32 protein-coding genes are annotated in these 26,118 nt (G+C 60.0%); 15 read left to right on the top strand and 17 right to left on the bottom strand.

Going from position 1 to position 26,118, the window contains the following annotated elements; genetic code table 11:
- Window positions 1-145 precede the first annotated feature (145 nt).
- From ORL50_RS18050 to ORL50_RS18020, 7 genes are read left to right on the top strand one after another with little or no spacing between them, the layout of a single operon-like run.
- Window positions 146-823: a thermostable hemolysin gene (locus tag ORL50_RS18050; protein WP_266016956.1), complete on the top strand. Its 678-nt coding sequence runs from the start codon at window positions 146-148 to the stop codon at window positions 821-823.
- Window positions 813-2,294, top strand: coding sequence for an AMP-binding protein (locus tag ORL50_RS18045; RefSeq protein WP_266016954.1), 1,482 nt, complete (start codon window positions 813-815; stop codon window positions 2,292-2,294). The genes ORL50_RS18050 and ORL50_RS18045 overlap by 11 nt, the downstream gene beginning before the upstream one ends.
- Window positions 2,291-2,965: an iron-containing redox enzyme family protein gene (locus tag ORL50_RS18040; RefSeq protein ID WP_266016952.1), complete on the top strand. Its 675-nt coding sequence runs from the start codon at window positions 2,291-2,293 to the stop codon at window positions 2,963-2,965. Before ORL50_RS18045 ends, ORL50_RS18040 begins: the two co-directional genes overlap by 4 nt.
- Window positions 2,952-3,761, top strand: a complete 810-nt coding sequence (locus ORL50_RS18035; protein ID WP_266016950.1) for an SDR family oxidoreductase — start codon at window positions 2,952-2,954, stop codon at window positions 3,759-3,761. The genes ORL50_RS18040 and ORL50_RS18035 overlap by 14 nt, the downstream gene beginning before the upstream one ends.
- Window positions 3,758-4,402: a tetratricopeptide repeat protein gene (locus tag ORL50_RS18030; protein WP_266016948.1), complete on the top strand. Its 645-nt coding sequence runs from the start codon at window positions 3,758-3,760 to the stop codon at window positions 4,400-4,402. Before ORL50_RS18035 ends, ORL50_RS18030 begins: the two co-directional genes overlap by 4 nt.
- Before the next feature lie 11 nt (window positions 4,403-4,413).
- Window positions 4,414-5,076 carry a response regulator gene (locus ORL50_RS18025; protein WP_266016946.1) on the top strand — a complete coding sequence of 221 codons (663 nt, stop codon included), beginning with the start codon at window positions 4,414-4,416 and terminating at the stop codon, window positions 5,074-5,076.
- Window positions 5,073-6,440, top strand: a complete 1,368-nt coding sequence (locus ORL50_RS18020; RefSeq protein ID WP_266016944.1) for a sensor histidine kinase — start codon at window positions 5,073-5,075, stop codon at window positions 6,438-6,440. Before ORL50_RS18025 ends, ORL50_RS18020 begins: the two co-directional genes overlap by 4 nt.
- A 104-nt stretch (window positions 6,441-6,544) precedes the next feature.
- Here ORL50_RS18020 and ORL50_RS18015 read toward each other — a convergent pair whose 3' ends face one another.
- The 12 genes from ORL50_RS18015 to ORL50_RS17960 all read right to left on the bottom strand — a co-directional run bounded on the left by ORL50_RS18015 (window position 6,545) and on the right by ORL50_RS17960 (window position 15,262).
- Entirely contained in the window at window positions 6,545-6,970 is a 426-nt protein-coding gene (locus ORL50_RS18015; protein WP_266016942.1) for a hypothetical protein, read from the bottom strand.
- Window positions 6,971-7,279: 309 nt separating this feature from the next.
- Window positions 7,280-7,510 carry a hypothetical protein gene (locus tag ORL50_RS18010; RefSeq protein WP_045058296.1) on the bottom strand — a complete coding sequence of 77 codons (231 nt, stop codon included), beginning with the start codon at window positions 7,508-7,510 and terminating at the stop codon, window positions 7,280-7,282.
- A 112-nt stretch (window positions 7,511-7,622) separates the two neighbouring features.
- Window positions 7,623-7,844 carry a hypothetical protein gene (locus ORL50_RS18005; protein ID WP_266016939.1) on the bottom strand — a complete coding sequence of 74 codons (222 nt, stop codon included), beginning with the start codon at window positions 7,842-7,844 and terminating at the stop codon, window positions 7,623-7,625.
- 66 nt (window positions 7,845-7,910) lie between these two features.
- On the bottom strand, window positions 7,911-8,963 hold the full coding sequence (locus ORL50_RS18000) for a DNA topoisomerase IB (protein ID WP_266016938.1): 1,053 nt from the start codon (window positions 8,961-8,963) through the stop codon (window positions 7,911-7,913).
- 73 nt (window positions 8,964-9,036) lie between these two features.
- Window positions 9,037-10,116, bottom strand: a complete 1,080-nt coding sequence (modC, locus tag ORL50_RS17995) for a molybdenum ABC transporter ATP-binding protein (protein WP_266016936.1) — start codon at window positions 10,114-10,116, stop codon at window positions 9,037-9,039.
- 3 nt (window positions 10,117-10,119) lie between these two features.
- On the bottom strand, window positions 10,120-10,800 hold the full coding sequence (gene modB, locus ORL50_RS17990) for a molybdate ABC transporter permease subunit (protein ID WP_266016935.1): 681 nt from the start codon (window positions 10,798-10,800) through the stop codon (window positions 10,120-10,122).
- Window positions 10,801-11,568, bottom strand: a complete 768-nt coding sequence (modA, locus tag ORL50_RS17985) for a molybdate ABC transporter substrate-binding protein (protein ID WP_266016933.1) — start codon at window positions 11,566-11,568, stop codon at window positions 10,801-10,803.
- A 131-nt stretch (window positions 11,569-11,699) separates the two neighbouring features.
- A complete protein-coding gene (locus tag ORL50_RS17980) occupies window positions 11,700-12,761 on the bottom strand; it encodes an NAD(P)H-dependent flavin oxidoreductase (protein ID WP_266016932.1) in 1,062 nt (353 codons plus the stop codon).
- A gap of 110 nt (window positions 12,762-12,871) precedes the next feature.
- On the bottom strand, window positions 12,872-13,969 hold the full coding sequence (gene ada, locus ORL50_RS17975) for a bifunctional DNA-binding transcriptional regulator/O6-methylguanine-DNA methyltransferase Ada (protein ID WP_266016930.1): 1,098 nt from the start codon (window positions 13,967-13,969) through the stop codon (window positions 12,872-12,874).
- A gap of 87 nt (window positions 13,970-14,056) precedes the next feature.
- The gene (gene alkB, locus ORL50_RS17970) at window positions 14,057-14,722 is read right to left on the bottom strand and encodes a DNA oxidative demethylase AlkB (protein WP_266016928.1); all 666 of its coding nucleotides are present in this window, start codon (window positions 14,720-14,722) and stop codon (window positions 14,057-14,059) included.
- Window positions 14,723-14,753: 31 nt separating this feature from the next.
- Window positions 14,754-14,924: a hypothetical protein gene (locus ORL50_RS17965; protein WP_266016980.1), complete on the bottom strand. Its 171-nt coding sequence runs from the start codon at window positions 14,922-14,924 to the stop codon at window positions 14,754-14,756.
- A gap of 35 nt (window positions 14,925-14,959) precedes the next feature.
- Window positions 14,960-15,262 (bottom strand): DUF1883 domain-containing protein, encoded by a 303-nt coding sequence (locus ORL50_RS17960; protein WP_266016926.1) that lies wholly within the window; start codon window positions 15,260-15,262, stop codon window positions 14,960-14,962.
- A 212-nt stretch (window positions 15,263-15,474) separates the two neighbouring features.
- Here ORL50_RS17960 and ORL50_RS17955 point away from each other — a divergent pair, with 212 nt between their 5' ends.
- Entirely contained in the window at window positions 15,475-15,831 is a 357-nt protein-coding gene (locus ORL50_RS17955; RefSeq protein ID WP_266016924.1) for a hypothetical protein, read from the top strand.
- Window positions 15,832-15,904: 73 nt separating this feature from the next.
- Complete coding sequence (locus ORL50_RS17950; protein WP_054050560.1) at window positions 15,905-16,135, top strand: hypothetical protein; 231 nt, start codon at window positions 15,905-15,907, stop codon at window positions 16,133-16,135.
- A gap of 11 nt (window positions 16,136-16,146) precedes the next feature.
- Here the strand turns inward: ORL50_RS17950 and ORL50_RS17945 are convergent, their stop codons facing one another.
- On the bottom strand, window positions 16,147-16,428 hold the full coding sequence (locus tag ORL50_RS17945) for a hypothetical protein (protein WP_266016923.1): 282 nt from the start codon (window positions 16,426-16,428) through the stop codon (window positions 16,147-16,149).
- Window positions 16,429-16,566: 138 nt separating this feature from the next.
- Entirely contained in the window at window positions 16,567-16,758 is a 192-nt protein-coding gene (locus ORL50_RS17940; RefSeq protein WP_266016921.1) for a hypothetical protein, read from the bottom strand.
- 238 nt (window positions 16,759-16,996) lie between these two features.
- Between ORL50_RS17940 and galU the strand changes: the two genes are divergently transcribed.
- Both galU and gorA read left to right on the top strand, forming a co-directional pair.
- Entirely contained in the window at window positions 16,997-17,836 is an 840-nt protein-coding gene (gene galU, locus ORL50_RS17935; RefSeq protein WP_028620038.1) for a UTP--glucose-1-phosphate uridylyltransferase GalU, read from the top strand.
- Between the two features lie 407 nt (window positions 17,837-18,243).
- Window positions 18,244-19,602 (top strand): glutathione-disulfide reductase, encoded by a 1,359-nt coding sequence (gene gorA, locus ORL50_RS17930; RefSeq protein WP_266016919.1) that lies wholly within the window; start codon window positions 18,244-18,246, stop codon window positions 19,600-19,602.
- On the opposite strand, the gene ORL50_RS17925 is transcribed toward gorA, so the two are convergent.
- On the bottom strand, window positions 19,599-20,609 hold the full coding sequence (locus ORL50_RS17925) for a DNA-binding protein (RefSeq protein WP_266016917.1): 1,011 nt from the start codon (window positions 20,607-20,609) through the stop codon (window positions 19,599-19,601). The genes gorA and ORL50_RS17925 overlap by 4 nt on opposite strands.
- Before the next feature lie 222 nt (window positions 20,610-20,831).
- Between ORL50_RS17925 and ORL50_RS17920 the strand changes: the two genes are divergently transcribed.
- From ORL50_RS17920 to ahpF, 3 genes are all read left to right on the top strand, one after another.
- Window positions 20,832-21,770: a site-specific integrase gene (locus ORL50_RS17920; protein ID WP_266016915.1), complete on the top strand. Its 939-nt coding sequence runs from the start codon at window positions 20,832-20,834 to the stop codon at window positions 21,768-21,770.
- A gap of 138 nt (window positions 21,771-21,908) precedes the next feature.
- The gene (gene ahpC / locus ORL50_RS17915) at window positions 21,909-22,472 is read left to right on the top strand and encodes an alkyl hydroperoxide reductase subunit C (protein WP_149419245.1); all 564 of its coding nucleotides are present in this window, start codon (window positions 21,909-21,911) and stop codon (window positions 22,470-22,472) included.
- A gap of 140 nt (window positions 22,473-22,612) precedes the next feature.
- Window positions 22,613-24,175, top strand: coding sequence for an alkyl hydroperoxide reductase subunit F (gene ahpF / locus ORL50_RS17910; protein WP_266016912.1), 1,563 nt, complete (start codon window positions 22,613-22,615; stop codon window positions 24,173-24,175).
- A 192-nt stretch (window positions 24,176-24,367) separates the two neighbouring features.
- On the opposite strand, the gene gloA is transcribed toward ahpF, so the two are convergent.
- Window positions 24,368-24,889, bottom strand: a complete 522-nt coding sequence (gloA, locus tag ORL50_RS17905) for a lactoylglutathione lyase (protein ID WP_266016910.1) — start codon at window positions 24,887-24,889, stop codon at window positions 24,368-24,370.
- A gap of 146 nt (window positions 24,890-25,035) precedes the next feature.
- Here gloA and ORL50_RS17900 point away from each other — a divergent pair, with 146 nt between their 5' ends.
- The gene (locus ORL50_RS17900; protein ID WP_266016908.1) at window positions 25,036-25,548 is read left to right on the top strand and encodes a DUF4946 domain-containing protein; all 513 of its coding nucleotides are present in this window, start codon (window positions 25,036-25,038) and stop codon (window positions 25,546-25,548) included.
- A gap of 113 nt (window positions 25,549-25,661) precedes the next feature.
- Here the strand turns inward: ORL50_RS17900 and ORL50_RS17895 are convergent, their stop codons facing one another.
- Complete coding sequence (locus tag ORL50_RS17895; protein WP_266016907.1) at window positions 25,662-26,027, bottom strand: histone-like nucleoid-structuring protein, MvaT/MvaU family; 366 nt, start codon at window positions 26,025-26,027, stop codon at window positions 25,662-25,664.
- Window positions 26,028-26,118 lie beyond the last annotated feature (91 nt).

Here is a 26,118-nt window from a genome sequence, read left to right as displayed (position 1 = left end):
GGTCAGCGAACCGACCGGCGCCAGCGTGCCCAACCAGCCTTAAGGCTATCTGAAGACCGGCCCTGCGGATCCTTTTGTCACCTTCAGACTCCGTTAAGAAATGCCTCGGATACTCCTCCCACACTTACCCGGGAGGCGTCTTCCAATGCCCGAATTTGACTGGAACATCGTTCTGCCCCTGCATTTCGGCCAGGCCGAAACACCGCCCATGAGCCTGGCCCGAGCGCTGCCGGGCGAACCTCTGCGTCCCGTGTTCGAAGCCTTTATCCAGCAACGTTTCCGCAAGGCCCATGGGGCCGACATCCGTCAGTTCATGCCGCAGCTGTTTGGCATGAACAACCCCTCAGGTGAACTGAGTGCAGTGGCCGGCGTGCGTCTGGCGAGCAGTGAATCGCTGTTCCTGGAGCGCTACCTGGACGAACCGATTGATCCGCTGATCAGTGCTGCGGCCGCTTGTGCAGTCGATCGCAGGGGCATCGTCGAGGTGGGCAACCTGGCCGCCAGCGACACCGGCAGTGCGCGCATGAGCATCATCGCCATCACTTACCTGCTGGCCATGGGCGGCCTGGAATGGGTGGCGTTCACCGGCAATATCGGCCTCGTCAACAGCTTTCACCGCCTGGGTTTGAAGCCCGTGACCCTGTGCGCTGCAGATCCTGCGCGGTTGGGCGACGATCGCCACAGTTGGGGCAGCTACTACGAGAGCAAGCCCTGGGTGCACGTGGGCAACATCCGTAGCGGATTCATTCATTTGCGCAACATCGGGATGTTCAATCGCCTGGGGTTGCCAGCGTCCATGGAGGCGTCCAGCCATGTCGCCTGAAATAGAACGTTTTAAACAGGCCCTACGCTCCCATGCTGAACGCAAGACCAATGCCATCGCCATTTGGGGGGACCACCTGAAGCTGGACTACGCCACGCTCTACGCCGAAGTGATGTACCGCCAGCAGCGTGTGCGGGATGAAAACGTCCAGGTGGTTGCACTGGCCCTGGACAATGGCGTCGATGCCATGCTCTGGGATCTGGCCGTGCTGTTCGAGGGCTTGACCTGCCTGATGTTGCCAGCTTTTTTCAGCCCGGCTCAACGTCAGCATTGCCTGACGCAAAGTCAGGCGGCCCTGGTCATTGCCGAGCCGGAGCTGGAAGCGGAATTACAGGCGGTCGGCTACGAAAAGCACGGTGAATTCTGGCGGCGCACCTTCAGCGGTCCGAGCCGGATGCCCGAAGGCACCGCCAAACTGACCTTCACCTCGGGCACCACCGGTACCCCCAAAGGCGTATGCCTGAGTGCCGAGAGTATCCTGCGGGTCGCCCTGGAACTGGATCAGGCCAGCGAGGCCACTGATCCGCAGCATCACCTGGCGCTCTTGCCACTGGCCATCCTGCTGGAAAACATCGGCTGTTATGCGGCGCTCTACGCCGGCGCGAAGCTGAGCCTACCCAGCCAGAAAACCCTGGGTATCGAGGGGGCCAGCGGCGTAGATGTGCCGCGACTGCTTGGCTGCCTGGCGGCCCGTGCGCCCGAGAGTGTGATCTTGGTGCCGCAGCTGCTGTTGTTACTGGTGAGCGCCGCCGAGCAAAGGGCCTTCAGCCCTTACTCGTTGCGTTTTACTGCGGTGGGCGGGGCTCGGGTCAGTGAAGAGTTGCTGCACCGGGCACGCCGGGCCGGTCTGCCAGTTTACGAAGGCTACGGGCTCTCGGAGTGCGCATCAGTGGTATGCCTGAACCGGCCGCAGGCGCGTCGCGCGGGCAGTGTCGGGCGGCCGTTGCCCCATGTGCAAATCCGTCTGGCGGACGACGGCGAAGTGCTGATCAAGGGCTCGACCCTGCTCGGATACCTGGGCGAGCCTGCGCACACCGATGAGTGGTGGCCCAGCGGCGATCTCGGTGAATTCGACCCTGAGGGCTTCCTCTACCTCAAGGGGCGCAAGAAACACCAGTTCGTCACCAGTTATGGCCGCAATGTGAACCCCGAATGGGTCGAGGCCGAACTGACCCAACGCCAGGATATCGCCCAGGCTTTTGTCTACGGCGAAGCCATGCCGAGCAATCACGCGCTGCTTTGGCCGCATCGGCCGGAGTGCACAGACGCAGAGCTGGCCGCCGCAGTGGCCTGCGCCAATGAAGCCTTGCCCCATTACGCCCAGGTCCACCACTGGACGCGCCTGACCCAACCCTTCACCCCCGCCAATGGCTTGCTGACTGCCAACGGCCGACCCCGCCGAGACGCCATCGTCGAGCAGTATCGCGAGCAACTGTCGACTGCGGCTTTTTCAGAGGAATCTGCGTCATGAGTTTTTTTGACACGCTGCAAGAAGCCACACAACACGAACGCCACACGCTGTTCAATCTACCGGTCATTCGCGACGCCCTCCAGGGCAAGGTCAGCGTGGAAAGCTACCGGGCCTTTCTCGCCCAGGCCTATTACCACGTGCGCCACACCGTGCCCCTGATGATGGCCTGTGGTGCACGCCTGCCGTCGCGGCTGGAGTGGCTGCGCAAGGCAGTGTGCGAATACATCGAAGACGAATACGGCCACGAGCAATGGATACTCAACGACATCGAAGCCTGCGGGGGCGACAAGCTGGTGGTGCGCGACGGTTGTCCGTCGTTGCCGATCGAATTAATGGTCAGCTACCTCTATGACCTGATCGCCAGGGGCAATCCGGTCGGCCTGTTCGGCATGGTCAATGTGCTGGAAGGTACCAGCATCGCCCTGGCGACCCATGCCGCCGACAGCATCCGCGAACGCCTGGAATTACCGCAAAGCGCGTTCAGCTACCTCAGCTCCCATGGCTCGCTGGACATCGAGCACATGCAGACCTATCGCCGCTTGATGAACTCACTCGATGATCCTTGTGACCAGGCCGCGGTGATCCATGCCTCCAAGGTGGTGTACGCGCTGTACACCGATATGTTCCGCGGCTTGCCGCGCGACGGGGAGGCTCCCCATGCGTCTGTCTGAAGCTCGGGTGGTGCTGACCGGCGCCAGTGGCGGCATCGGCCTGGCAATCGCCACCGCCCTGTGCGCCAGTGGCGCCAAGGTGTTGGCCGTGGCCCGCCATCGGGAACCCTTGGCGCCTTTGCTCGAACGCTATCCGCAGCAGTTGTCGTGGGTCGGCGCCGACCTGACGTTCCTCGCCGACCGCCGCAAGGTACTGGCCGCCGCCGATGCCATGAGCGGCCTCAACCTGCTGATCAATGCCGCCGGAATCAATCACTTCGCCATGCTTGAACAGCTCGAAGACAGCGACGTCAACGCCATGTTGGCGGTAAACATCAGCGCGCCGATCTGTCTCACCAAGTTGTTGCTGCCACTGCTCAAGCAAGCGCAGAGCGCCATGGTGGTGAACGTTGGCTCGACCTACGGCTCCATCGGTTATCCCGGGTACGCCAGCTATTGCGCCAGCAAGTTTGCCCTGCGCGGGTTTTCCGAAGCCCTGCGCCGGGAACTGGCCGACACCCGGGTTGGGGTTTTATACGTCGCCCCGCGCGCCACCCGCACCAGTATGAACAGCGCCGCCGCGCAGGCCCTGAACGATGCCCTCAAAGCCAACGTCGATGACCCGCAGACAGTCGCTAGCGCGGTGATTCACGCTATTGCCGGTGAACACCGCGACCTGTACCTGGGCTGGCCAGAACGCTTTTTTGTGCGCCTCAACAGCCTGTTGCCCAACCTGGTGGATCGCGGCTTGCGCAAACAATTGCCGCTGATCCGTCGCCTGAGTCAGAAGCCTGATAACGAGAACCTCAAGCCATGAACACATTCATTGCCGGTGTGCTGCTGGGCGCCTTGAGCGCAAACGTCTGGGCGCTGGACGCCACCGATCAACTACGCCTCAGTGGCATCCAGCAAAGCTGGGTGCACATTCAATACGAGGTGCCCGCGGACCAACGCACGGCGGCTTTTGAACAGCTTGCCGGCCAGGCGTCGGCCTTCACTCGGGAGCGCCAGTCAGTGGCCGAAGCCTGGATCTGGTCCGGTATCGTCACCAGCAGTTGGGCCGGCGCCCAGGGCGGGCTTGGGGCTCTGAGCAAGGTCAAGGCGGCTAAAGTCGACCTGGAGAAGGCTCTGGCCCTGGACCCAAAAGCCTTGCAAGGCTCGGCCTACACCAGCCTCGGCGCGCTGTACGACCGCGTGCCAGGTTGGCCCATCGGTTTCGGCGACGCCGACAAAGCCGAACAGTTACTCAAACAGGCCTTGCAACTCAACCCGAACGGCATCGATAGTCTGTACTTCTGGGGAGATCACCTCTACCGACAAAAACGCTACAGCGAGGCCCGGGGTGCGCTGCAAAAAGCCCTGCAGGCTGCCCCAAGGCCAGGACGCGAACTCGCTGATGCAGGGCGGCGCAAAGAGATCGAAGCGTTGCTGGTGGACGTGAACAAGAAACTCGACTGACAGGAGTCCATGTGCGCTTATTACTGATTGAGGATGACGTGGCGCTGGGGGAGGGCATCCATCAGGCCCTGGGCCGCGAAGGGTATACCGTCGACTGGCTGCAGGACGGTAGCAGCGCCCTGCATGCCCTGCTCAGCGAATCCTTTGACCTGGCAGTGCTCGACCTCGGACTGCCGCGCATGGACGGGCTGGAAGTGTTGCGCCGCCTGCGTGACAGCGGCTCCAAACTGCCGGTGCTGATCCTCACGGCGCGCGACGCCACCGAGGACCGTATCGCCGGCCTCGATGCCGGGGCCGATGACTACCTGATCAAGCCCTTTGATCTGGCGGAGCTCAAGGCCCGTCTGCGGGCGCTGTTGCGGCGCAGTGCCGGTCGCGCGCAGATGCTCATCGAACACGCCGGCATCAGCCTCAATCCCGGCACCCAGCAAGTGAGCTATCTGGGTGAACCAGTCGCGCTGACGCCCAAGGAGTATCAGCTGCTCCACGAATTGCTGTCTCCGCCGGGCCGGGTCATGACCCGCGATCACCTGATGCAGCTGCTGTACGGCTGGAACGAGGAGGCCGAAAGCAACACCCTGGAAGTGCACATCCATCACCTGCGCAAGAAATTCTCCACTGAGCTGATCCGCACCATTCGTGGTGTCGGTTATCTGGTCGAGGAGCGCCAATGACGTCCATTCGGCGCCGTACCCTGACGCTGATCATCGGCCTGATGCTCGCCGGCCTCGCCGTGATCAGCGTGTTCAACTGGCACGACAGCAACCACGAAATTGCCGAAGTCTACGACGCCCAACTCGCGCAGAACGCCCGGTTGCTGCAGGGGGTGATGCGCATGCCGCTGGCCAGCGAGGAACACGCAAAGCTTTACCAGGCGTTCAACAAGGCCTTGGGCGAAGCGGTGCCCAGGGTCGATGGGCACCCTTATGAAAGCAAGATTGCCTTCCAGGTCTGGAACCGCCAAGGCCAGGTGCTCGTGCACACCGCCAGTGCGCCGTCTTTTGCCACACCGCCGGGCACGCCAGGGTTCAGCGATGTGGTGGACCTCAACAACCGCCACTGGCGAGCCTTCATGCTGGAAGACAAAGAAACCGATCTGCGGATCTGGGTGGGTGAACGGGACGATGTGCGTTCGGATCTGGTGGACCGCATCCTGCGCCATACCCTGTTGCCCAACGTGCTGGGCAGCCTGATTCTGGCGGCGATGGTGTGGCTGGCCATTGGCTGGGGCCTCAAGCCCCTGGCCGATATGGCGGCGACGCTGCGGGCTCGGCACGGCGGCTCGCTGGAACCGCTGCAACTGACCCCGTTGCCCAGCGAGCTTGAACCAATGCAGGCGGCGCTCAACCGCATGCTCGCGCAAATCCAGGAAGTCATGGGCCGCGAGCGACGCTTTATTGCGGATGCGGCCCATGAAATGCGTACGCCGCTCGCGGTGCTGAGGGTTCACGCACAAAACCTGATGGAGGCGGGCAGTGAAGAGGATCGGCGTGAGTCCCTGGAACATTTGATCGCCGGGGTCGACCGTACCAGCCGCCTGGTCAATCAGTTGCTGACCATGGCACGACTCGAACCGCGATCAGCGATACCTGCGTCCCCGGCCATCGATCTGGTGGCGACTGTGCGTGCCAGCCTGGTCCAGCTGACCCCCTGGCTGTTGAACAAGGGACTGGAGCTGGCATTCGATGCCAGCGACGAAATAGGCCCGCTCAGGGTCGACGCCGCCGCCATCGATATTGCCTTGAACAACCTGGTGACCAATGCCGCCAATTTTTCTCCCAGCAACGGCATGATCACAGTGCGGTTGTGTAAACGAGCGGATCACTACGAGCTGTCTGTCGAAGACGAAGGGCCGGGGATTAATGAGGCGGATCGCGATCGGCTTTTCGAGCGTTTCTACAGCCGTGGTAACGATCAAGGGGCGGGCTTGGGGTTGAACATCGTGCAGGTGATAGCCGAACGCCTGGGTGGGCAGATTCGGTTGGAGAATCGCCCTCCAACAGGATTGCGCGCCACGTTGGAGATTTTTTATTTTTGACGTAGCCACATTGAATGTTGAGCGACAACTTTTGACGAATGGCGTCACTTATCTCCAAGTTGCTCATCCGGCCCTTTGTATTGCGTATGGTTCAACCGCACCGGTTACTTGGCCTTCCAACTGCCGCCACCGCTCTCGCAATCGATCTTCGACTGGCGCAAATTTTCGGCCCCGTAATAAAACGTAGTGACTTGCGCATTATCAGGAATGTTTATCGACTGGCTGTTCTTGTCCTTGCTGGTCGATTGCGCATTGGCCAGGGATTCCTGGGTCAAGGTCGCCCGGCAGGTGGCCTGATAGTGATCGTCACACTGTTCGACCTTCTTCTTGGTGCTGGTGAGCATCTCCCGACTTTCGTTGCTGCAGGACCAGTCGATGGCGTCGACCGGCATGCCTTCGTATTCGTAGCAGGTGTGGGATTCGACCACCGGCACTGAAGGGCTCTGGGATCGGGTGGTGACGTCACATCCCTGGGCCATTGCCAGGCCTGGACTGAGGCTGGCGAGCAGAAGCAGGATTCTGGTGTTCATCGGCAATTCCTCTGCGAAGCCCCAAGGTGAAGCCAGGGCTTATGGAATTTGAAACGCGATGATCTGGCTCGTTCCGTTTAATTGAGCCCGGTTGCCTCACGCAGGGCAAAAAAATGGCCCGCATGCGGGCGGGCCAAGGGGATACATCAAAAGGAGTGAGGTCACTGTAGGGCAGCGGATGTGAAAGGGGCGTGAAAGAACCTGGGTAAAACCAGGATAAAAAACGCGGGGACGCATCCGGTGACGATTGCGTCGCCGTTCATGCGTCCTGGGTCAGGCCAGCGTCGGCCTCGAGGTGTGCAGATCGATTTACCTGAACCGCGGCAGCGGCCGGTCAACTGGTCGTAGCGAGGACAGCGTGTTGCGAATCAGCGGGGTGTCCTTTTCAATATCGTTGAGTCGGTCACGGATGCGCAGGGCAGTCGGATGCCCGCCTTGATGATCAACCCAGTCGGCAATTTCCTTGCACGCAGCCGCCAGTCGCGCCTGGCGTGAATCCAGCAGAGTAAGCAGGGTGGTGATGGACTCTTTTTCGGACATGACACACCTCCGTTCAAGAAACCTGGCAAATGGCAGGCGGAAACCCGCGAGGGCGAGCAGTCTGCCGATGGGGTTGGCCGCAGCGTCAGCGATTCAAGTATAGACCCGTACTTCAGCCTTGGCGGGCTGTCACGCGGGACCGGTCGTTGAGGCGCTGGCACTCGCGACGCGCGTCTTCTTCGTGATCAAATCCGTCGCCGATGAAGCCGCGGGTGCGGGTGTCCACTACGCGAAACCAGACTGTGGCGTCGGGCGGCGCATGGCTTACTTCACCGGCTCTGCGGCCATGGATGATGATCTTGTTGCAACGCTTGACGAGAAAAATGTCTTCCATGGCTCCACCGCAGCAGATTCTTGTTCACATTAACTATAGAAGCCATTTGCAAACGTGCAAAAAATCCTACGGGTTGCCCAGCTCGGCGCTTTGGCTCGCCTCGACCATTTTGTCGAGGAACATCGCCAATCCGACTTCCTCGGCTCGCAGGCCCTTGCGTGTTCTGGGCCTGGGCAGTTGAGCCAGCGAGCCCAGCAGGAAACCCTCCAGCACCGCCGGATGGATGTAGCACTTGCGGCACACCGCCGGGGTATTGCCCAGCTGTTTGGCGACGTTCTTCACCATTTCCACCACGTGCCGCTTGGCGTCCGATTCCGGTTCCCAGTGCAACTCGCGCAGCACCGATAACGCCAGGGCGCTGCCGGCCCAGGTGCGGTAGTCCTTGGCGGTGAAGTCGGCCCCCGTCAGTGTCTGCAGGTAGGCGTTGACGTCGGACGAACTCACCGTGTGGCGCTCACCGTTTTCGTCCAGGTACTGAAACAGGTTCTGCCCCGGAATTTCCAGGCAGCGCTTGATGATCCGCGCCAGGCGCCGATCCTTTACGGTGATCTGATGCTCAACGCCGCTCTTGCCGCGAAACTGGAACAGGATCGCGCTGCCATTGACTTCAACATGCCGGCTGCGCAGGGTCGTCAGGCCATAGGAGCGGTTGTCCCGGGCATATTGAGTGTTGCCGACCCTGATGAGGGTCGCGTCAAGCAAGGTGATGACGGTGGCCATAACCTTGTCGCGACTGAAACCCGGGGCCTCCAGTAAGGCTTCAAGTTGTTTGCGTAACTTGGGCAAGGCCAGGCCGAAATCCCGCAGGCGCGAATATTTGTCGGCGTCGCGCACTTCGCGCCAGCGCGTGTGGTAGCGGTATTGCTTGCGACCGCGCGCATCACGCCCGGTGGCCTGCAGGTGGCCGCGCGGATCGGCGCAGATCCAGACGTCGGTGTAGGCGGGTGGCACCGCGAGGGCATTGATGCGCTTGACCTCGTCCTGGTCGGTGATGCGCTGGCCAGTCGGGTCGAAGTAGCTGAACTTGCCCCGCAGTTTCCTGCGGGTGATTCCAGGTTGTGTGTCATCGACATAATGCAGGTCGGGTGGCAGCACAACGGGCAGATCGGTATCGGGCATGGCGGTAATCCTGGCTGGGAATCAGTGGCCGTTAAGCCATTGACCGCACGCTGTTGCAGTGGTGCCGGCGGATTTAAGCCAGCACCGCCACCGCCTTGATCTGCGCCCACAGTTGCTGGCCGGGGTGCACGCCCAGCTGGTCCCGGGAATAGCGGGTAATGCGCGCCAGCAGTGCAGTGCCGCCAGCTTCCAGGCGGATCAACACGTGAGCGCCATTGTCCGCCGGCATTTCACTGATCACCGTGACCGGCAGGCGATTGAGAATGCTGCTGTGCTCGGCGCTGTGCAGGCTCAGGCTGACATCCCGGGCCTGCACCTTGCACCGCAGCGCCTGGCCCTGGGTCATCGGCGCGTGCGCCACCCGAATGCTCATCTCACTGGCGGGCAGTTGCAGCGTTAACAACTGGTAGTCGGCATCGTAGGCGCTGACATGGCCCTCGATCACCACGCCGGCGTCGTCACCCAGCGCCAGCGGCAGGTCGAGACGCGCCAGGGTGGCGCCGATCGGGCCGCTCGCCAGGGCCTTGCCGTCGCTTAGCAGGACGATATGATCGGCCAGGCGCGCTACTTCATCCTGCGAGTGGCTGACGTAGAGCAGCGGAATTTCCAGTTCGTCGTGCAGGCGCTGCAGGTACGGCAGGATCTCGTTCTTGCGCTGGCTGTCGAGCGCCGCCAGTGGCTCGTCCATCAGCAACAGCCTTGGGCTGGTCAGCAGTGCTCGGGCGATGCCAACGCGCTGGCGTTCACCGCCCGACAGGTTGAGTGGATGACGCTCAAGCAGGTGGCCGATGCCGAGCAACTCAGTGGCGTGCGCCATATCGACCCGACGCTGCGACAGTGGAATGCGCTTGAGGCCGAACTGCAGATTGGCCAGCACCGAAAGATGAGGAAACAGGCTCGCCTCCTGGAACACGTAGCCCAGGGCGCGTTTGTGCGCGGGCACGAAAATCTTTTTCGCGCTGTCCTGCCAGACTTCATCGTTGACCTGGATAAAACCCTGCTGCGCCTTCTCGAGGCCAGCGATGCAACGCAGGCAAGTGGTCTTGCCGGAGCCGGAGTGACCGTACAGCGCCGTCACTCCACGGCCGGGCAGTTGCAGGTCGACATCCAGGGCAAACCCCGGGTAGTCCAGTTTCAAGCGCATATCAATCATCGATCAGCTCCAGCCCGCACGGGTTTTGCGGCTGGAGTAGAGCGCCAGCAACACGGCAAACGAAAAGACCAGCATCGCCCCGGCCAGCCAATGGGCCTGGGCATATTCCATGGCTTCGACGTGATCGTAGATCTGCACCGAGACCACTCGGGTTTTGTCAGGAATGTTGCCCCCGATCATCAGCACTACACCGAACTCACCGACCGTGTGGGCAAACCCGAGAATGGCCGCAGTAATAAAACCGGGGCGTGCCAGGGGCAGGATCACGCTGAAAAATGTGTCCCAGGGATTGGCCCGCAGTGTTGCCGCGACTTCGAGTGGGCGCGTGCCGATCGCCGAAAAAGTGTTTTGCAGGGGTTGCACCACGAACGGCATGGAATAGAGCACCGAGCCGATCACCAGGCCTGCAAAACTGAAGGTGAGGGTGCCCAGCCCGAGGGATTGGGTGAATTGGCCGACGAAGCCGTGGGGGCCCAGCGCCAGCAACAGGTAGAAACCGATGACGGTGGGCGGCAGGACCAGGGGCAGGGCGACGATCGCCCCGACCGGCCCGCGCAGCCAGGAAGTGGTGCGCGACAGCCACAACGCAATCGGAGTGCCGATCACCAGCAGGATCAGCGTCGTCAGCGACGCCAGTTTCAGCGTCAGCCAGATCGCCGCAAAGTCCGCACTCGTCAGGCTCATTTAAAGTTGATAACCGTAGGATTTGATAACGGCAGCGGCTTTTGGCCCCTTGAGGTATTCAACCAGTGCCTTGGCGGCAGGATTGTCCTTGCCTTTGTTGAGGATCACCGCGTCCTGCTTGATCGGGTCGTGCATGTCGGCCGGAACGATCCAGGCCGAGCCGCCGGTGACTTTGCCGTCCTTGTAGATCTGCGACAACGCGACGAAACCGAGTTCGGCGTTGCCGGTAGATACGAACTGGTAGGCCTGGGTGATGTTCTGGCCTTCGACCAGCTTGGCTTTGACCTGATCGGTCAGGCCCAGCTTGGCCAGCACCTGAGTGGCGGCCAGGCCGTATGGGGCGGCTTTCGGGTTGGCAATGGAAAGGTGTTGGTACTGGTTTTTGCTCAGGACCTCGCCCTTGCTGTCGACGTAGCCTTCCTTGGCCGACCACAACGCCAGGGTGCCGATTGCGTAGGTGAAGCGCGAACCCTTGACGGTATCGCCTTCTGCTTCAAGTTTCTGCGGAGTACTGTCATCGGCCGACAGGAACACTTCGAAGGGCGCGCCATTCTTGATCTGGGCGTAGAACTGGCCGGTTGCGCCATAGGCAGCGACCAGCTTGTGCCCGGTATCTTTCTCGAAATCGGCAGCGAGCGCCTGGACGGGCGCAGTGAAATTGGCCGCGACGGCGACCTGCACTTCGTCGGCATGGGCCGAGCCCAACGCGAACACGGCCAGCAGGCTGGTTAGGGCGGTAGAGGCGAAACGTGAGGCGCGAAGTGTCATGAACGGCTCCGAGGGCAGGTATGGCAGAGGGGCTTAAGCGCTATGTAGCGAAATATATAGCGAAATGCCTGCAAACGGAACACGATTGTATACATGATCCTCGCAATATCGTTGGCAGCCCCAGCCGGGCGTCAGCGTTTCAGCTTCGCCAAGCCTTCCTCGGCCAGCTGTCGCGTCAGGTCTGCGGTGCTCATCTCCACCCCCAGCGTAAACGCCTGACCCGCCCACAGGTTGCTGAAATCCGCTTCACCCTTCGCCCGCAATGGCATCAACGCGCCGCCTGCGAGCGGAAAGGCGGGCGCCTTGTCGCTCATCGGCCCCAGCTCGCGCATCACTCGATTAAGGATGCCCCGAGCCGGGCGGCCGGTGAAAATATTGGTCAACGCTGTTTCGCTTTCCTTGGCCGTGCGCAGTGCCTTGTGGTGGGACGCGCTGACCTTGGCTTCCGGGGTAAACAGATAAGCCGTGCCGACCTGCACCGCACTGGCCCCCAGCATGAACGCCGCTGCCACGCCGCGAGCATCACTGATGCCGCCTGCCGCGATCACCGGGACTTTCACCGCATCGACAATCTGCGGCACCAGGGCGAATGTGCCAACCTGGCTGCTGACGTCATCGCTGAGAAAAATCCCGCGGTGACCACCCGCTTCGTTGCCCATGGCGATGATCGCGTCGCAGCCATGCTGCTCCAGCCAGATCGCCTCTTCGACAGTCGTGGCTGACGACAGCACCTTGGCGCCAGTGGCCTTGACGCGGTCGAGCAGGGATTGTTCCGGCAGGCCAAAATGGAAACTCACCACCTCCGGGCGCAGTTCCTCGACCACTTCGCAGGTGGCGTTATCAAACGGCGCGCGGTTGGATACCGGGGTCGGCGCATCGAAGTCCAACCCCAGTTCACGGTAGTAGGGTTCGAGCAGATTTTTCCAGTCCCGGGCGCGCTGTTCATCGGCCACAGGTGGCTGATGGCAGAAAAAATTCACGTTGATGGGGCGCTGGGTTTGCGCGCGGATCGCCTTGAGTTCTTCGCGCAGTTGATCGGTGCTCAACATGGCGGCAGGCATCGACCCCAGCCCTCCCGCGTTACTCGCGGCGATCACCATGGCCGCACCGGTCGCGCCCGCCATGGGCGCCTGGATGATCGGCAGTTCGATGCCAAGCAGGTCAAGAATTCGGGTGTCGGGCCATTGACTCATTTTAGGGGCTCTCCGGCAGGTGAACAGGGCAGGGACGGTCGGGTGGAATTTGTACCAGCAATGGCTGGGCCAAGGCCAGCCAGCGAGTCGCCTTTTGCTCCCAGAGGTTTTCATATCCCGCCGCTTGGATGTCCCACCGGTGTAACGGCAAGCGCCTCGCGTTCCAGCAAATCGCGCTTACGCTCCACTCCCCACCGGTACCCCGAAAGATCCCCATCACTGCGCACCACTCGATGACAAGGAATGGCCACCGCCAGATGATTCGCGCCGCAAGCCTGGGCCACCGCCCGAAAGGCTTTGGGGGCGCCGATGCGCTGGGCGATCTCGGCGTAGCTGGCCGTACTGCCCAGCGGAATCTCCCGCAACGCCTGCCAAACCCGTTCCTGAAACGCCGTACCGCGCACATCCAGGGGCAAATCCAGGCCCAGGGCGGGAGCCTCGATAAAACCGACGACCTTGGCAATCAACTGCTCAAATTCCAAATCAGCCCCCAGCAGATTGGCCTGCCGGAACCGATCCTGCAGGTCGCACACCAGCTGATGCGGATCGTCACCCAGGAGGATCGCGCACACTCCGCGCGCGCTCTGCGCCACCAGAATCGCCCCCAGCGAACACTGGCCCACGGCAAATCGGATGTCATTGTTCTGTCCGGCGGCGCGGTAATCGGCCGGCTTCATGCCCAGTACCTGGTCTGCTGCAGCATAAAAGCGGCTATTGGAGTTGAACCCCGCGTCATACAGCGCGTCCGTCACCGAGCCGCCATCGGCCAAGCGCTCACGCACCTTGCGCGCACGATACGCCGCTGCATAACCCTTGGGAGTCAGGCCGGTGACAGCCTTGAACACTCGATGGAAGTGAAAACTGCTCATGGCTGCGGCGGCGGCGAGTTGACCCAGCGCAGGCAAATCCTCAGCGGCTTCGATCTGGCGGCAGGCCGCAGCCACCGTCGCGGCATGTTGCGCGGCGAGCTCACTCTGGTCTTTCGCGGCCCTTTTGCTTGGGCGAAAACCGGCTGCCTGGGCTTGCTCGGCCGTGTCGAAGAACAGCACATTCTGCGGTTTGGGTAAACGCGCCAGGCTGCTGGGGCGGCAATAGATGCCCGTGGTTTTCACCGCATAGACGAATTGCCCGTCGGCGCGCGGATCCCGTGCGACCACCGCAGCCCAGCGGGGATCGTCCTCGATGGCGATAGTCGAAGGAGTGGTCATGGCTTCACCTGCATTGAAGTGTTTGATCCAGACTAATACGTCGAGCGAGATACAACACTCCGCGCCTTGCGGTTGAACTCGAAAGATTCACCGGGCGGCGCGGAAGGTGAAGTTGATGCGCTGCTCCCCGAGCTGGGGATGGTGGCCGTGCTTGATTGGCAATACTCCGTGATAGCGCAAGCGATCGACGCCGCCCCACACCACGACATCGCCATGCAGCAATGACACCCGCTGACACTTGTCACTTCGTTCGAATCCGCCAAACAGGAACACCGCCGGCAGTCCGAGGGACACTGAGACAATGGGCGCCGCCATGGAGGTTTCGTCCTTGTCCTGGTGCAGCGACATCTTGGCCCCGGGGGCGTACCGATTGATCAGGCAGGAGTCAGGGACGAAGCCGGCAAAACCTGCTTGCAGTGCCGCGGCCTGGGCGAGCTGGAAAAAGCCATCGGGCATGGGCGGCCAGGGTTTGCCGTTCGCCGGGTCATGACGGGTGTAGCGATAGCCGCTGCGGTCAGTGGTCCAACCCCAGGTGCCGCAGCTGCTCAGGGCGGCTGACATGGTAAAACCACCGGGGGTGACCATCTGCCGAAACGGCGCGGCGGCGAGCACTGCGTCGAGTTCCGGCAGCAGGCGCTCGAGCCAGGGCAGGACAAAGCCGCGCAGCACCCACGATTGTTCGGCGATCTGCTCGCGCTTGGGCGGTTGCACAGGTTCGTGATCGGCGAACAGATCCAGATTCAAAGGGCTCATTGGTCATAACCCATCGTGACGATGAACTGCGTTACAGCGCCTTGCTCACGCTGATCTCGCTGATGACATCTTCGCCCTGGCCGTGGATCGCGTCCAGCGCAGCCTTGGCTTCTTCGGCGGTGCCGTTTTCAAGCTGGGCGAACTCGAACCGGCGTTCGCCGTTGAGCTTGTATTTGATGACGTACTTGGTCGTCTGGGCCACGTTCATACCTGCAAATTCGTAAGTGGAAATGCCACTCAGCTCAGTTTCGAGCTGGAGCGGCGGATGATCTTGATCGAGTGCGTGAGGTTCGGCTTGCGGGTCACGCTGATCGCCCGGTTGCTCACCGTGTCGATGGTGATGTTCCAGAAACCGGTGCTCGGTGCCGTGATGCGCGCCGGGAACGTGTCAAAGGCGCCGCCGTGATAGGTGTGGCGACCGCCATTCTTGAAGCTGCGGAAGTTGGCGTCGTTCATCAGGCGGATGTTGCAGGTTTGCGAGCATTGAATGACGACGATGTCGTCTTCGTTGAGGTGCTCGCGCTGGTGGATAAATTTCATGAGGCGCCTCCAGAAGGGCTTTTTCTACTAAATCAAAACGATAGCTTGGGCGATTGGCGCAGTTTATCAGCCCGAACAGGTTATTATCCGGTCGCCATGGTGCACTTTGCCAATTAAAACCAGTTATTTGGCCATCCATGAGCAATAAACGCAGTGAGCCTCGGAGAAAAACAGCATTTGTGCTGTCGGAGGGTCTTTATCGGAGGTTTTGTATGAAGTGGGGTGTATGGTTCCTGCCGTTGTCGTTGGTGGTCAGTGGTTGTGCGAGTGTCTCGGAGATTAATGAAACGCTGCCGACCATGAGCGTGATCTCCGGCAAAAAGCCCCATGAGTATGCGCAGTGCCTGACCGAGAAGCTCGCCAGCAGCCGTGGCGCCCTGCAGGTCGAGCCGCAGAAGGATGGCGTGCGGGTGATCGTGCCGCAGAAGTTTTCTTCTGGGCCGGCCGCGGTGTTTGACATCGAAGATCGTTCCACTGGCAGCAGCATCAAGCTGCACGAGCGCATCTCCAATGTGCCGTTGCGCCCCTGGGATGTACGCAATGCTGCGACTGCCTGCATTTCCGGCTGATAGAATGCCGCCCTGTCAGCACTGATGCCGCCATAGCGTCGCTTTGGCGGCATTGTCATTTCTGGAGTCGAGCATGAAGCGAGAGCAGGTACGGGAGCGTCACGCCGAAGGGCATATTTCGGCTACCCACGTGATTCAGAATCCAGCGAATTCGGGGGAGTGGATCGTGTTCTTCAAGAAGAGCGCCGGGCGCAGTTACTTCCTGGTGGATGACAATGACGAAGTCGAGTCCTTCAGTCGCCTGGACGATCTGATCGAGACCGTGCGCGGCCTCGGGATCAAATTTGCGGAAATCCACATGTAGGGCAGGGCGCCTTACTTGCAGACCACTACGACGCTGCGGTTCTTGAAGTTGCCGACGTCTACCCCGAGGGTCTTGTCGCTTTCCTTCAACGACGGCGTACCGTCGGTGCCGACGATGCGGTAGCCGGTACCGGCGCAGGATGCATCGGCTTTCTCATAGCAGGTCGCCCAGGAATTGGCTTCCCCGGAGCAATCGATGGCCAGCCCTTGTTCCCCGTTGTTGAGGTAGGTGGTTTCGGAGGTGGCGCAGCCGCTCAGGGCCAATGCTGCAATCAGTGGCAAAAATTTATTCATGTCGTTGTCGTCGTCAGGATGATGGGGCTAAGCCTGTGACAGCGCTGGCATCAAAAGGTTATAGCCAAAGGCCACTCTATTACGTTCTTTTCGTAAAAAAGCCCTGCGTGAAGCAGGGCTTGGCGCGACTAACTCTTATCAGCGCTTGTCTTTACCGCGTTTGCCAGTGCTCGCGTGTTCCAGCTCCAGCACCGAGGCCACCTCGATCGCCATCGCTTCGGTCGGAAACGTTCCCGCGCCGGTATCTTCACCGTTGGCACCGGCTACTCGCCATTCGCCCGGCTTGATTTGCTTGATCTGGTATCCGTTGACAATTTTTACTTCCGACATCTATCTGCCTCGTTGGCTGGTTCAATTGCGCAATGATAGCGCCAAATGCCTTCGTCGGGTGTTGATGGGCGCCGGGGATGTGATCTGCTATCTATAGAAGGCGGACGGTTCCGGGGAACTATCCGACAGAATATTTCTCTATGATGGCATCGGTTAGCCAGCGCGGGGCATTGTAAGGTGCCCGCCGCCTGATTAGACTGCGCCGAAACTCGTACACACAGCCCTTACAAGGACTTTTATGATCAAGAAATGCTTGTTCCCAGCAGCCGGTTACGGTACTCGCTTCCTGCCAGCGACTAAAGCCATGCCCAAGGAAATGCTGCCGGTGGTAAACAAGCCACTGATCCAGTACGGCGTTGAAGAAGCCCTGGACGCTGGGTTGACCGAAATCTCCATCGTGACCGGCCGCGGCAAACGCGCGCTGGAAGACCACTTTGACATCAGCTACGAGCTGGAAAACCAGATCAAGGGCACCGACAAGGAAAAATACCTGGTTGGTATCCGCAAACTGCTGGACGAGTGCTCGTTCTCCTACACTCGCCAGACTGAAATGAAAGGCCTGGGCCACGCCATTCTGACCGGCCGCCCGCTGATCGGCGACGAACCGTTCGCGGTAGTGCTGGCGGACGACTTGTGCGTCAACCTCGAAGGCGACGGCGTCCTGACCCAGATGGTCAAGCTGTACGAGCAGTATCGCTGCACCATCGTGGCGATCCAGGAAGTGGACCCGCAGGAAACCAACAAGTACGGCGTGATCGCCGGCGAACTGATCGCCGATGATTTGTACCGCGTGCGCAACATGGTCGAAAAACCAGCACCGGAAGACGCTCCGTCGAACCTGGCGATCATCGGTCGCTACATCCTGACCCCGGATATTTTCGACCTGATCAAGCAGACCGAACCAGGCAAAGGCGGCGAGATCCAAATCACCGACGCCCTGATGAAGCAGGCCAAAAACGGTTGCGTGATTGCCTACAAGTTCAAAGGCAAGCGTTTTGACTGCGGTGGCGCTGAAGGCTACATCGAGGCAACCAACTTCTGCTTCGAGAACTTCTACAAGACTGGCAAGGCTTACTGATAGCCTTCGTTCCACTTGTATGAAAAGCCACCTTCGGGTGGCTTTTTCGTTTGCGGCTGGTGACCTCGCAAGTGGCGCGAATCCGGGTAAAAGCTGCACAAATCCTAGGGGCAACGGTCGACTTCGAATGGCGAAACAAAATCCTTGTAGCAGCTGCCGAGCCTGCGAGGCTGCGTTCGGCTGCGCAGCAGTCGCGAAATCAGTCGCCGCGGTGCGTCAGGGGGTGCCAGAGTTGCAGGTTTTACGACTGCTGCGCAGCCGAACGCAGCCTCGCAGGCTCGACAGCTGCTACGCCGGACAAGTGCGCCGTAGGAGTGCCACCAAGGGGGGGCTGTTCAGAAATAGCGTTCAGTACTTGCCCAACAAGCGTCTGCAGGTATGCTGTTGGCCTGCCGAGGAGATTGAAAATGGCCTACGATTTTGACCTTTATGTGATTGGTGCCGGTTCCGGCGGAGTGCGGGCTGCGCGGTTTGCCGCTGGCTTTGGCGCGAAAGTGGCTGTGGCCGAGAGCCGTTACCTGGGTGGCACTTGTGTAAACGTTGGCTGTGTGCCGAAGAAGTTGCTGGTGTACGGGGCGCATTTCGCCGAGGACTTCGAACAGTCGTCCGGTTTCGGCTGGACACTGGGCGAGGCAAAATTCGACTGGGCGACCCTGATTGCCAACAAAGACCGCGAGATCAATCGCCTCAACGGTATCTACCGCAACCTGCTGGTCAACAGCGGAGTAACCCTGCACGAAGGGCACGCCAAGATCGTCGATCCGCATACGGTGGAGATCAATGGTGAGCGCCATAGTGCGAAGAACATCCTGATCGCTACGGGCGGCTGGCCACAAATCCCGGAAATCCCCGGCCACGAGCACGCCATCAGCTCCAACCAGGCGTTCTTCCTGAAAGAGCTGCCCAAGCGCGTATTGGTAGTGGGTGGCGGCTACATCGCCGTCGAATTCGCCGGGATTTTCCATGGCCTGGGCGCCGACACCACTTTGTTATATCGCGGTGACCTGTTCCTGCGCGGCTTTGACGGCGCAGTCCGCAAGCATTTGCACGAAGAGCTGAGCAAGCGCGGCATGAACCTGCAATTTAATGCCGACATCGAACGCATCGATAAGCAGGCCGATGGCAGTCTCAAAGCCACCCTCAAGGATGGTCGTGAGCTGGAAGCGGACTGCATTTTCTATGCAACGGGACGCCGGCCGATGCTGGACAACCTTGGCCTGGAAAATACTGGGGTCAAGCTCGACAAAAAAGGCTTTGTCGAAGTGGATGCGCAGTACCAGACCGCCGAGCCGTCGATCCTGGCCTTGGGCGATGTGATCGGCCGAGTGCAGCTGACACCGGTGGCGCTGGCTGAAGGTATGGCAGTGGCGCGTCGGCTTTTCAAGCCCGAGCAGTACCGTCCGGTGGATTACAAGATGATCCCGACAGCGGTGTTCAGCCTGCCGAATATCGGCACCGTTGGCCTGACCGAAGAAGAGGCGCGGGAAGCCGGGCACGAGGTCGTGATCTACGAGAGCCGTTTCCGGCCGATGAAGCTGACGTTGACCGAGTGCCAGGAGCGCACCTTGATGAAGCTGGTGGTTGACGGCAAGTCCGACAAGGTTCTGGGGTGCCACATGGTCGGCCCCGACGCGGGTGAAATCGTTCAGGGCCTGGCTATCGCACTGAAGGCCGGTGCGACCAAACGCGACTTCGACGAAACCATCGGCGTCCATCCTACGGCCGCCGAAGAGTTCGTCACCATGCGCTCGCCTGTCGGCGGTTAATCGGCTTTCGCCGGGTTTGGCGCTGCCGCAACGGCAGCCGCCAGACGCATGCTCTCGTCAAGACTCGCCCGGGTCTTGAGCAATTCGATTTCCAATCCCTGGTTTGTCTGCGCCTGATCTTCAACGTTCTGTTTAAGCGACTGGCTCTCCAGCAGGGCTGCGCGCAGGCGTTCCTGGAGGAGGGTGCGCTCGCTGTCGATGCGGTTGACCTGTTCCAGCAACTGATCCTGGCGACTGTGGGTGTGCTTGAGCTGTTCCTGCAGCAGGCTCAGCTCCCGTAGCGTGCCACGGTTTTCTGTCAGCAGGCGTTCGTTGTCCCGGTGCAGCTGGGTGATTTCGTCCTGGCGAACCAGGGCACTCTGCTGGGCCTGGCGCAATTCCATCTGAATCTGTTGCACCTGCCCTTCATGGCGACGCTGGTCCTGTTCGCGCTGTTCCTTGACCGCGTTACGGTAATGCTCCAGCGCATCACGGGCGTGCAGATGTTTTTCTTCAAGGGAGCGAATCTGCTCGTCCTTGTCCTGCAAACGCAATTCGAAATCCGCCAGCGCCTGGTTCAACCCGGCGTTGCGAGTCTGCTCCGCCTGCAATAGCTGCTGCGTGTTGTGCAGGGTATCGGACTCCTGGGTCAGGGCCAGGGTCTGTATTTCGTATTGCTGTTGCAGTTCGCTGTTGGCTTCCTGAGCGTGCGCCAGCTGGGCATCCAGGGACTTTTTCTGCTGATCGAACTGCGCGCGCGCCTGTTCGATGGGTTCTTGAGCCTGCTCTTTGAGGCGTTGCGCGAGGCGCGATACCAGGCTCGCGAGCTCGTCGTCGATGGGTTCGGCGCTTGCTTGTGTGGACTCAGCTCCGTCGTCGAGCTCCTTCAAATAGCGGTGAATAGTGGTCTTTGAGCCGGTATTGCCCATTTCGATGCGCACAGCGTCGATGCTTGGGTGTTCGCCCCTGGCCAGAATTGCCAGGCGTGCCGTTTGAACCACTGCTTTGTTGATGCCGCCGCGAGCCATGAGCTCTCCTACGATTACGTACTGTGGTACATACCACACAAACACGATTGTACCATGATTCAACAATCAGCAAATAATCGGAGATACTAATACGGGATAATTAGGTATTATCCCGCGTGATAAGCAATTTGACGTTTTTTTGGTCGCAACTCCGTACACAAAACCCTGTAGGAGCCCGTGCACACCATCGCCAGCACGCCGGCTACAGCGAGAGAGAATTCCATGAGCGATTTGGATCGTTATTTAAACGCTGCCACTCGCGACAACACCCGGCGCAGCTACCGCGCGGCCATCGAGCACTTCGAAGTCAGCTGGGGTGGTTTCTTGCCGGCAACTGCGGACAGCGTTGCGCGTTATCTGGTGGCCCATGCCGGGGTGCTTTCGATCAACACCCTGAAACTGCGCCTGTCGGCACTGGCCCAATGGCACAACAGCCAGGGTTTTGCTGACCCCACCAAGGCGCCGGTGGTGCGCAAGGTATTCAAGGGCATCCGTGCGCTGCACCCGGCGCAGGAAAAACAGGCTGAGCCGTTGCAGCTGCAGCATCTGGAACAGGTGATCGCCTGGCTTGAGCGCGAGGCGCAGATCGCCCAGGCCGAACACGACCACCCGGGGCTGTTGCGGGCCAGACGCGACACGGCGCTGATTCTCCTTGGGTTCTGGCGCGGTTTCCGCAGCGACGAGCTATGCCGGGTGCAGATCGAGCACGTCCAGGCCAGCGCCGGTGCCGGCATCAGCCTGTATCTGCCGCGCAGCAAGAGCGATCGTGACAATCTCGGCAAAACCTACCAGACGCCAGCGCTGCAGCGCCTGTGTCCGGTCCAGGCGTATATCGCCTGGATCAGCGCCGCAGCGCTGGTGCGCGGTCCAGTGTTTCGCGGTATCGACCGCTGGGGGCATTTGAGCGATGAGGGATTGCACCCCAATAGCGTGATTCCACTACTACGCCAGGCCTTGCAGCGTGCGGGCATCGCCGCCGAGCACTACACCAGCCATTCCCTGCGCCGGGGTTTTGCTACCTGGGCCCATCAAAGCGGCTGGGATCTCAAATCGTTGATGAGTTACGTCGGCTGGAAGGACATGAAGTCAGCCATGCGTTATGTGGAAGCCAGTCCATTTCCCGGCATGGCGCGCCTTTCTGAAAAGCCATTGACGCCCTAGATTCCGTTTTCTTCTATTAATACTGTCAGCTAATAGCGAAAACCAATCAGCAGCATGAGGTTTGCCAATGAGCCATCGAGGGATCGGATAGGTAGGATTCATCTCATCAACTTTTCAACCCCTGACGGAGAGTCATCGATGCCTATCATCAACAGCCAAGTTAAACCGTTCAAAGCTGACGCCTTCAAAAATGGCGATTTCGTAAAAGTCTCGGACGCTGACCTCAAAGGCAAATGGTCGGTTGTATTCTTCTACCCGGCCGACTTCACCTTCGTGTGCCCAACCGAGCTGGAAGACCTGGCCGAGAACTATGACGCCTTCCAGAAACTGGGCGTCGAGATCTACAGCGTTTCCACCGACACCCACTTTGCCCACGCTGCCTGGCACAACACTTCGCCAGCCATCGGCAAAATCCAGTACACCATGATCGGCGACCCAACCCACGCCATCTCCCGCAACTTCGACGTGCTGATCGAAGAAGCTGGCCTGGCCGACCGTGGCACCTTCGTGATCAACCCTGAAGGCCAGATCAAGATCGTTGAACTGAACGATGGCGGCGTTGGCCGCGACGCTTCCGAGCTGCTGCGCAAAATCAAGGCGGCTCAATACGTCGCTGCTCACCCAGGCCAGGTTTGCCCTGCCAAGTGGAAAGAAGGCGAGGCCACTCTGGCTCCGTCCCTGGACCTGGTCGGCAAGATCTAAGTCAGTGACAAAAGCCTCACCAGGGCGGTTTTCCGCACCTCAGTAAGCTGCAACCGCCCAATAAAAACGCCCGGGCGAGATTCGCTCGGGCGTTTTTTTATGCCTGCTTTATATGAATCAGTAAAAAGGAAATCGCCCGTATGTTGGACACCAATCTTAAAACCCAGTTGAAGTCATACCTGGAACGGGTCACCCAACCGATCGAGATCGTTGCGTCCCTCGACGACGGTGCGAAATCCCAGGAGATGCTCGAATTGTTGAAAGACGTTGCCAGTCTTTCCACACACATTACTTTGCTCGATAACGGTGACGATGCACGCAAACCATCGTTCTCGATCAATCGCCCGGGTGCCGATATCAGCCTGCGTTTTGCCGGCATCCCCATGGGCCACGAATTTACTTCGTTGGTGCTGGCCCTGCTGCAAGTCGGCGGCCACCCTTCGAAAGCCAGTGTTGAAGTGATCGAACAGATCCGCTCGATCAAAGGCGAGTTCAGCTTCGAGACTTACTTCTCGCTGTCCTGCCAGAACTGCCCGGACGTGGTCCAGGCGCTCAACCTGATGGCGGTATTGAATCCGAACATTCGCCACGTGGCCATCGACGGCGCGCTGTTCCAGGCCGAGGTCGACGAGCGCCAGATCATGGCCGTGCCGAGCATTTACCTTAACGGAGTCAACTTCGGTCAGGGCCGTATGGGCCTGGAAGAGATTCTCGCGAAGATCGATACCAGCGGCATCGAGCGTCAAGCCGAGAAGATCAGTGCCAAGGAAGCCTTTGACGTACTGGTCGTCGGCGGCGGTCCGGCCGGCGCATCGGCGGCGATCTACGCTGCTCGCAAAGGTATTCGCACCGGTGTCGCGGCTGAGCGTTTTGGCGGCCAGGTACTGGACACTATGGCTATCGAGAACTTTATCTCGGTGCAGGAAACCGAAGGGCCGAAACTGGCTGTCGCGCTGGAAGAGCACGTCAAGCAATACGACGTCGACATCATGAACCTGCAGCGGGCCGACAAGCTGCTGCCGGGCAAGAGTGGCGAGTTGCACGAAGTCCACTTCGTCAGTGGTGCGACCCTGAAAGCCAAGACCGTGATCCTTGCGACCGGTGCGCGGTGGCGGGAAATGAACGTCCCGGGCGAGCAGCAATACCGCAACAAAGGTGTGGCGTACTGCCCGCACTGCGACGGCCCGTTGTTCAAGGGCAAGCGTGTGGCGGTGATTGGCGGCGGCAACTCGGGTGTCGAAGCGGCCATCGACCTGGCCGGGATCGTAGCCCACGTGACGCTGCTGGAGTTCGATGTCCAGCTGCGCGCCGATGCGGTCTTGCAGCGCAAGTTGTACAGTCTGCCCAACGTGACTGTGATCACCAGTGCGCAAACCACCGAAGTGACTGGCGACGGGCAAAAGGTCAATGGCCTGCGTTACAAGGATCGGCAGTCGGACGAACTGCGCACGGTCGAGTTGGAAGGGATCTTCGTGCAGATCGGTCTGCTGCCTAACACCGATTGGCTCAAAGGCACCATCGAGCTGTCGCCACGCGGCGAGATCATCGTCGATGCGCGGGGCGAGACTTCGATGCCTGGCGTGTTCGCTGCCGGTGACGTGACTACGGTGCCGTACAAGCAGATCGTGATTGCGGTAGGCGAGGGCGCCAAGGCATCCCTCAGCGCATTTGACCACCTGATCCGCACGTCGGCCCCGGCATAACACCACAAGCCGAACAACACCAAACCCCATGAGCAATCATGGGGTTTTTTGTGGGTGGGCCAAACCCGTTGCGGCCGGGTGTACGCCGGATTTGAGCTCGGCACAATCCGTAGGAGCCCGGCTTGCCGGCGATGGCGATTTCGCGGGCGCCATCGCCGGCAAGCCAGACTCCGACACGACTGGCGTCGTGGTTCAGAGCGGGGCGGGTTGGATGATTTCGACCCAGTAGGCATCCGGGTCCTTGATGAAGGCCAGGCTCTTCATGCGGCCATCGGTCAGGCGCTTCTGGAAGTCGCAGCCCAATGCCTCGAAGCGCTCGCAAGCTGCGACGATGTCCGGCACCGAGATGCAGATATGACCGAAACCGCGCGGGTCGGTGTTGCCGTTGTGGTAGGCAAAGTCCGCATCGTTTTCGGTGCCATGGTTGTGGGTCAGTTCCAGGATGCCTGGGATCGACTTCATCCACTCGGTACGAGCAGCGGCGTCGGCCGGGATCTGGTCTTTGTCGACCAATGCCAGGAAGTACAGGCTGAACTCCGCTTCCGGAAAATCGCGTTTTTCCACCAGGGAAAAGCCGAGGATGCGCGTGTAAAAGTCCAGCGACTTGGTGATGTCTTTAACCCGCAGCATGGTGTGGTTGAAAACAAACTTCGCCGTGGCGGTGTCAGGTTGTGCGGTGACGCCAGGAAAGGCGTTCAATTCGTGCAGGCTCATGGGCCCTCCGGTCGATAAATGGGGCTAACGAATGGTGGTAATGATACGCAAGGGATCCGACATCACCAAACCCAAAGCGTCCGCTATTGCCTGACAGGCGGGGCGGGGCCAGACTTGGTCGCTCATCCCTGGAGTTCGACTGTGCAATGATTCGATTCTGTTTACTGATCGGCCTGCTGTCGGTGATCACCGCCACCCACGCCGAACCATCGCAGATCACCTGGCCCGACGGCTGGGTAGTGGAAGACGTTCCCCTGACGGACCCCGCCTCAAAAGTCTCGCGCCAGCGCGCAGTAAAAAACGATGAGGGCGGTACCCCCTTGTTGGTAATGGAGCTGACCACGACCCCGGTGGAGCCCGGGCATCAGGTCAACTTGCAAGGGGTGTTACTGGAGATGCGCAAGTCGCTGCAAAAAGACTTTTTCCGCAGTGGCTACCAGAGTGTTTGCAACAAGATCCACGAAGCCCGCTTGAGTGATTTAAAGGCACTGGAAACAACCTGCACCATCACCCAAAACGGCCGGCACGTGCTCACCCAGACATTGGTTGCGGCAGTGGACTCCGATAAAGCCTACGTACTTTCTTATGCTGGGCAGGCCGAAGCTTACAAGGCAGGTCAGGAAGAGATAGCCGGTGCTCGAAACAGTTTGAAACTTTAGTAGCGAGCTGAAGAGTTGAATAATATTGCCCTAACGAATTAAGCATAAAGTTAGTAGCAACATGTATTAAAAAGCCCTGCATCGGCAGGGCTTGTTGTTATGACGGTGAGTATTTAGCCGCGCAACCAGGACTCAACAGTCGACGCACCGTACTGCTCCTTCCAGGATTTCAGGCCGCGGTGGTTGCCGCCCTTGGTCTCAATCAGTTCACCGGTGTGCGGGTTGTGATAGACCTTGACCACGCGGGCGCGCCGGGTTTTCGGTGGCGACGCCGGCTGCAGGCCCGATTTCGCCGGATTTGGATCGAGTATGGCGATGACATCGCGCAAGCTCTTGCCATAGGTTTTCATCAGCCCTTGGAGCTTCTCCTCGAATTCCATTTCTTTCTTGAGCCCGGCGTCGTTCTTCAAGGCTTCAAGCTGCTTGAGCTGTTCCTGAAGGGCTTTTTCAGCTGCACGAAATTCAGCGAGTCTGGACAATATTTTTACTCCAATAGTGTATAGGGCTGACGCCAACCGCCAATACAGCGATAAGCCACGCGCTTTGAAACGAATCAGTGCTAGCGGCTCG

The organism is Pseudomonas sp. RIT-562 (assembly GCF_026241895.1).
GTDB classification, from domain to species: Bacteria; Pseudomonadota; Gammaproteobacteria; order Pseudomonadales; family Pseudomonadaceae; genus Aquipseudomonas; species Aquipseudomonas mandelii_F.
The sequence above is the reverse complement of the archived record's forward strand: the minus strand, read 5'-3'. Positions and strand labels throughout refer to the sequence as shown.

What these genes read in the sequence shown, in the direction of transcription:
- ORL50_RS17955 (WP_266016924.1), top strand. Translation starts at nt 15,475, where the DNA reads ATGAAGTGGGGTGTATGGTTCCTGCCGTTGTCGTTGGTGGTCAGTGGT.
- alkB (WP_266016928.1), bottom strand. Translation starts at nt 14,722, where the DNA reads ATGAGCCCTTTGAATCTGGATCTGTTCGCCGATCACGAACCTGTGCAA.
- ORL50_RS17960 (WP_266016926.1), bottom strand. Translation starts at nt 15,262, where the DNA reads ATGAAATTTATCCACCAGCGCGAGCACCTCAACGAAGACGACATCGTC.
- ORL50_RS17950 (WP_054050560.1), top strand. Translation starts at nt 15,905, where the DNA reads ATGAAGCGAGAGCAGGTACGGGAGCGTCACGCCGAAGGGCATATTTCG.
- gorA (WP_266016919.1), top strand. Translation starts at nt 18,244, where the DNA reads ATGGCCTACGATTTTGACCTTTATGTGATTGGTGCCGGTTCCGGCGGA.
- ORL50_RS18005 (WP_266016939.1), bottom strand. Translation starts at nt 7,844, where the DNA reads ATGGAAGACATTTTTCTCGTCAAGCGTTGCAACAAGATCATCATCCAT.
- ORL50_RS18040 (WP_266016952.1), top strand. Translation starts at nt 2,291, where the DNA reads ATGAGTTTTTTTGACACGCTGCAAGAAGCCACACAACACGAACGCCAC.
- ORL50_RS17980 (WP_266016932.1), bottom strand. Translation starts at nt 12,761, where the DNA reads ATGAGTCAATGGCCCGACACCCGAATTCTTGACCTGCTTGGCATCGAA.
- ORL50_RS17945 (WP_266016923.1), bottom strand. Translation starts at nt 16,428, where the DNA reads ATGAATAAATTTTTGCCACTGATTGCAGCATTGGCCCTGAGCGGCTGC.
- ORL50_RS17920 (WP_266016915.1), top strand. Translation starts at nt 20,832, where the DNA reads ATGAGCGATTTGGATCGTTATTTAAACGCTGCCACTCGCGACAACACC.
- galU (WP_028620038.1), top strand. Translation starts at nt 16,997, where the DNA reads ATGATCAAGAAATGCTTGTTCCCAGCAGCCGGTTACGGTACTCGCTTC.
- modC (WP_266016936.1), bottom strand. Translation starts at nt 10,116, where the DNA reads ATGATTGATATGCGCTTGAAACTGGACTACCCGGGGTTTGCCCTGGAT.
- ahpF (WP_266016912.1), top strand. Translation starts at nt 22,613, where the DNA reads ATGTTGGACACCAATCTTAAAACCCAGTTGAAGTCATACCTGGAACGG.
- ahpC (WP_149419245.1), top strand. Translation starts at nt 21,909, where the DNA reads ATGCCTATCATCAACAGCCAAGTTAAACCGTTCAAAGCTGACGCCTTC.
- ORL50_RS18010 (WP_045058296.1), bottom strand. Translation starts at nt 7,510, where the DNA reads ATGTCCGAAAAAGAGTCCATCACCACCCTGCTTACTCTGCTGGATTCA.
- ORL50_RS18015 (WP_266016942.1), bottom strand. Translation starts at nt 6,970, where the DNA reads ATGAACACCAGAATCCTGCTTCTGCTCGCCAGCCTCAGTCCAGGCCTG.
- ORL50_RS17900 (WP_266016908.1), top strand. Translation starts at nt 25,036, where the DNA reads ATGATTCGATTCTGTTTACTGATCGGCCTGCTGTCGGTGATCACCGCC.
- modA (WP_266016933.1), bottom strand. Translation starts at nt 11,568, where the DNA reads ATGACACTTCGCGCCTCACGTTTCGCCTCTACCGCCCTAACCAGCCTG.
- gloA (WP_266016910.1), bottom strand. Translation starts at nt 24,889, where the DNA reads ATGAGCCTGCACGAATTGAACGCCTTTCCTGGCGTCACCGCACAACCT.
- ORL50_RS18020 (WP_266016944.1), top strand. Translation starts at nt 5,073, where the DNA reads ATGACGTCCATTCGGCGCCGTACCCTGACGCTGATCATCGGCCTGATG.
- ORL50_RS18045 (WP_266016954.1), top strand. Translation starts at nt 813, where the DNA reads ATGTCGCCTGAAATAGAACGTTTTAAACAGGCCCTACGCTCCCATGCT.
- ORL50_RS18050 (WP_266016956.1), top strand. Translation starts at nt 146, where the DNA reads ATGCCCGAATTTGACTGGAACATCGTTCTGCCCCTGCATTTCGGCCAG.
- ada (WP_266016930.1), bottom strand. Translation starts at nt 13,969, where the DNA reads ATGACCACTCCTTCGACTATCGCCATCGAGGACGATCCCCGCTGGGCT.
- ORL50_RS17925 (WP_266016917.1), bottom strand. Translation starts at nt 20,609, where the DNA reads ATGGCTCGCGGCGGCATCAACAAAGCAGTGGTTCAAACGGCACGCCTG.
- ORL50_RS18000 (WP_266016938.1), bottom strand. Translation starts at nt 8,963, where the DNA reads ATGCCCGATACCGATCTGCCCGTTGTGCTGCCACCCGACCTGCATTAT.
- modB (WP_266016935.1), bottom strand. Translation starts at nt 10,800, where the DNA reads ATGAGCCTGACGAGTGCGGACTTTGCGGCGATCTGGCTGACGCTGAAA.
- ORL50_RS17940 (WP_266016921.1), bottom strand. Translation starts at nt 16,758, where the DNA reads ATGTCGGAAGTAAAAATTGTCAACGGATACCAGATCAAGCAAATCAAG.
- ORL50_RS18030 (WP_266016948.1), top strand. Translation starts at nt 3,758, where the DNA reads ATGAACACATTCATTGCCGGTGTGCTGCTGGGCGCCTTGAGCGCAAAC.
- ORL50_RS18035 (WP_266016950.1), top strand. Translation starts at nt 2,952, where the DNA reads ATGCGTCTGTCTGAAGCTCGGGTGGTGCTGACCGGCGCCAGTGGCGGC.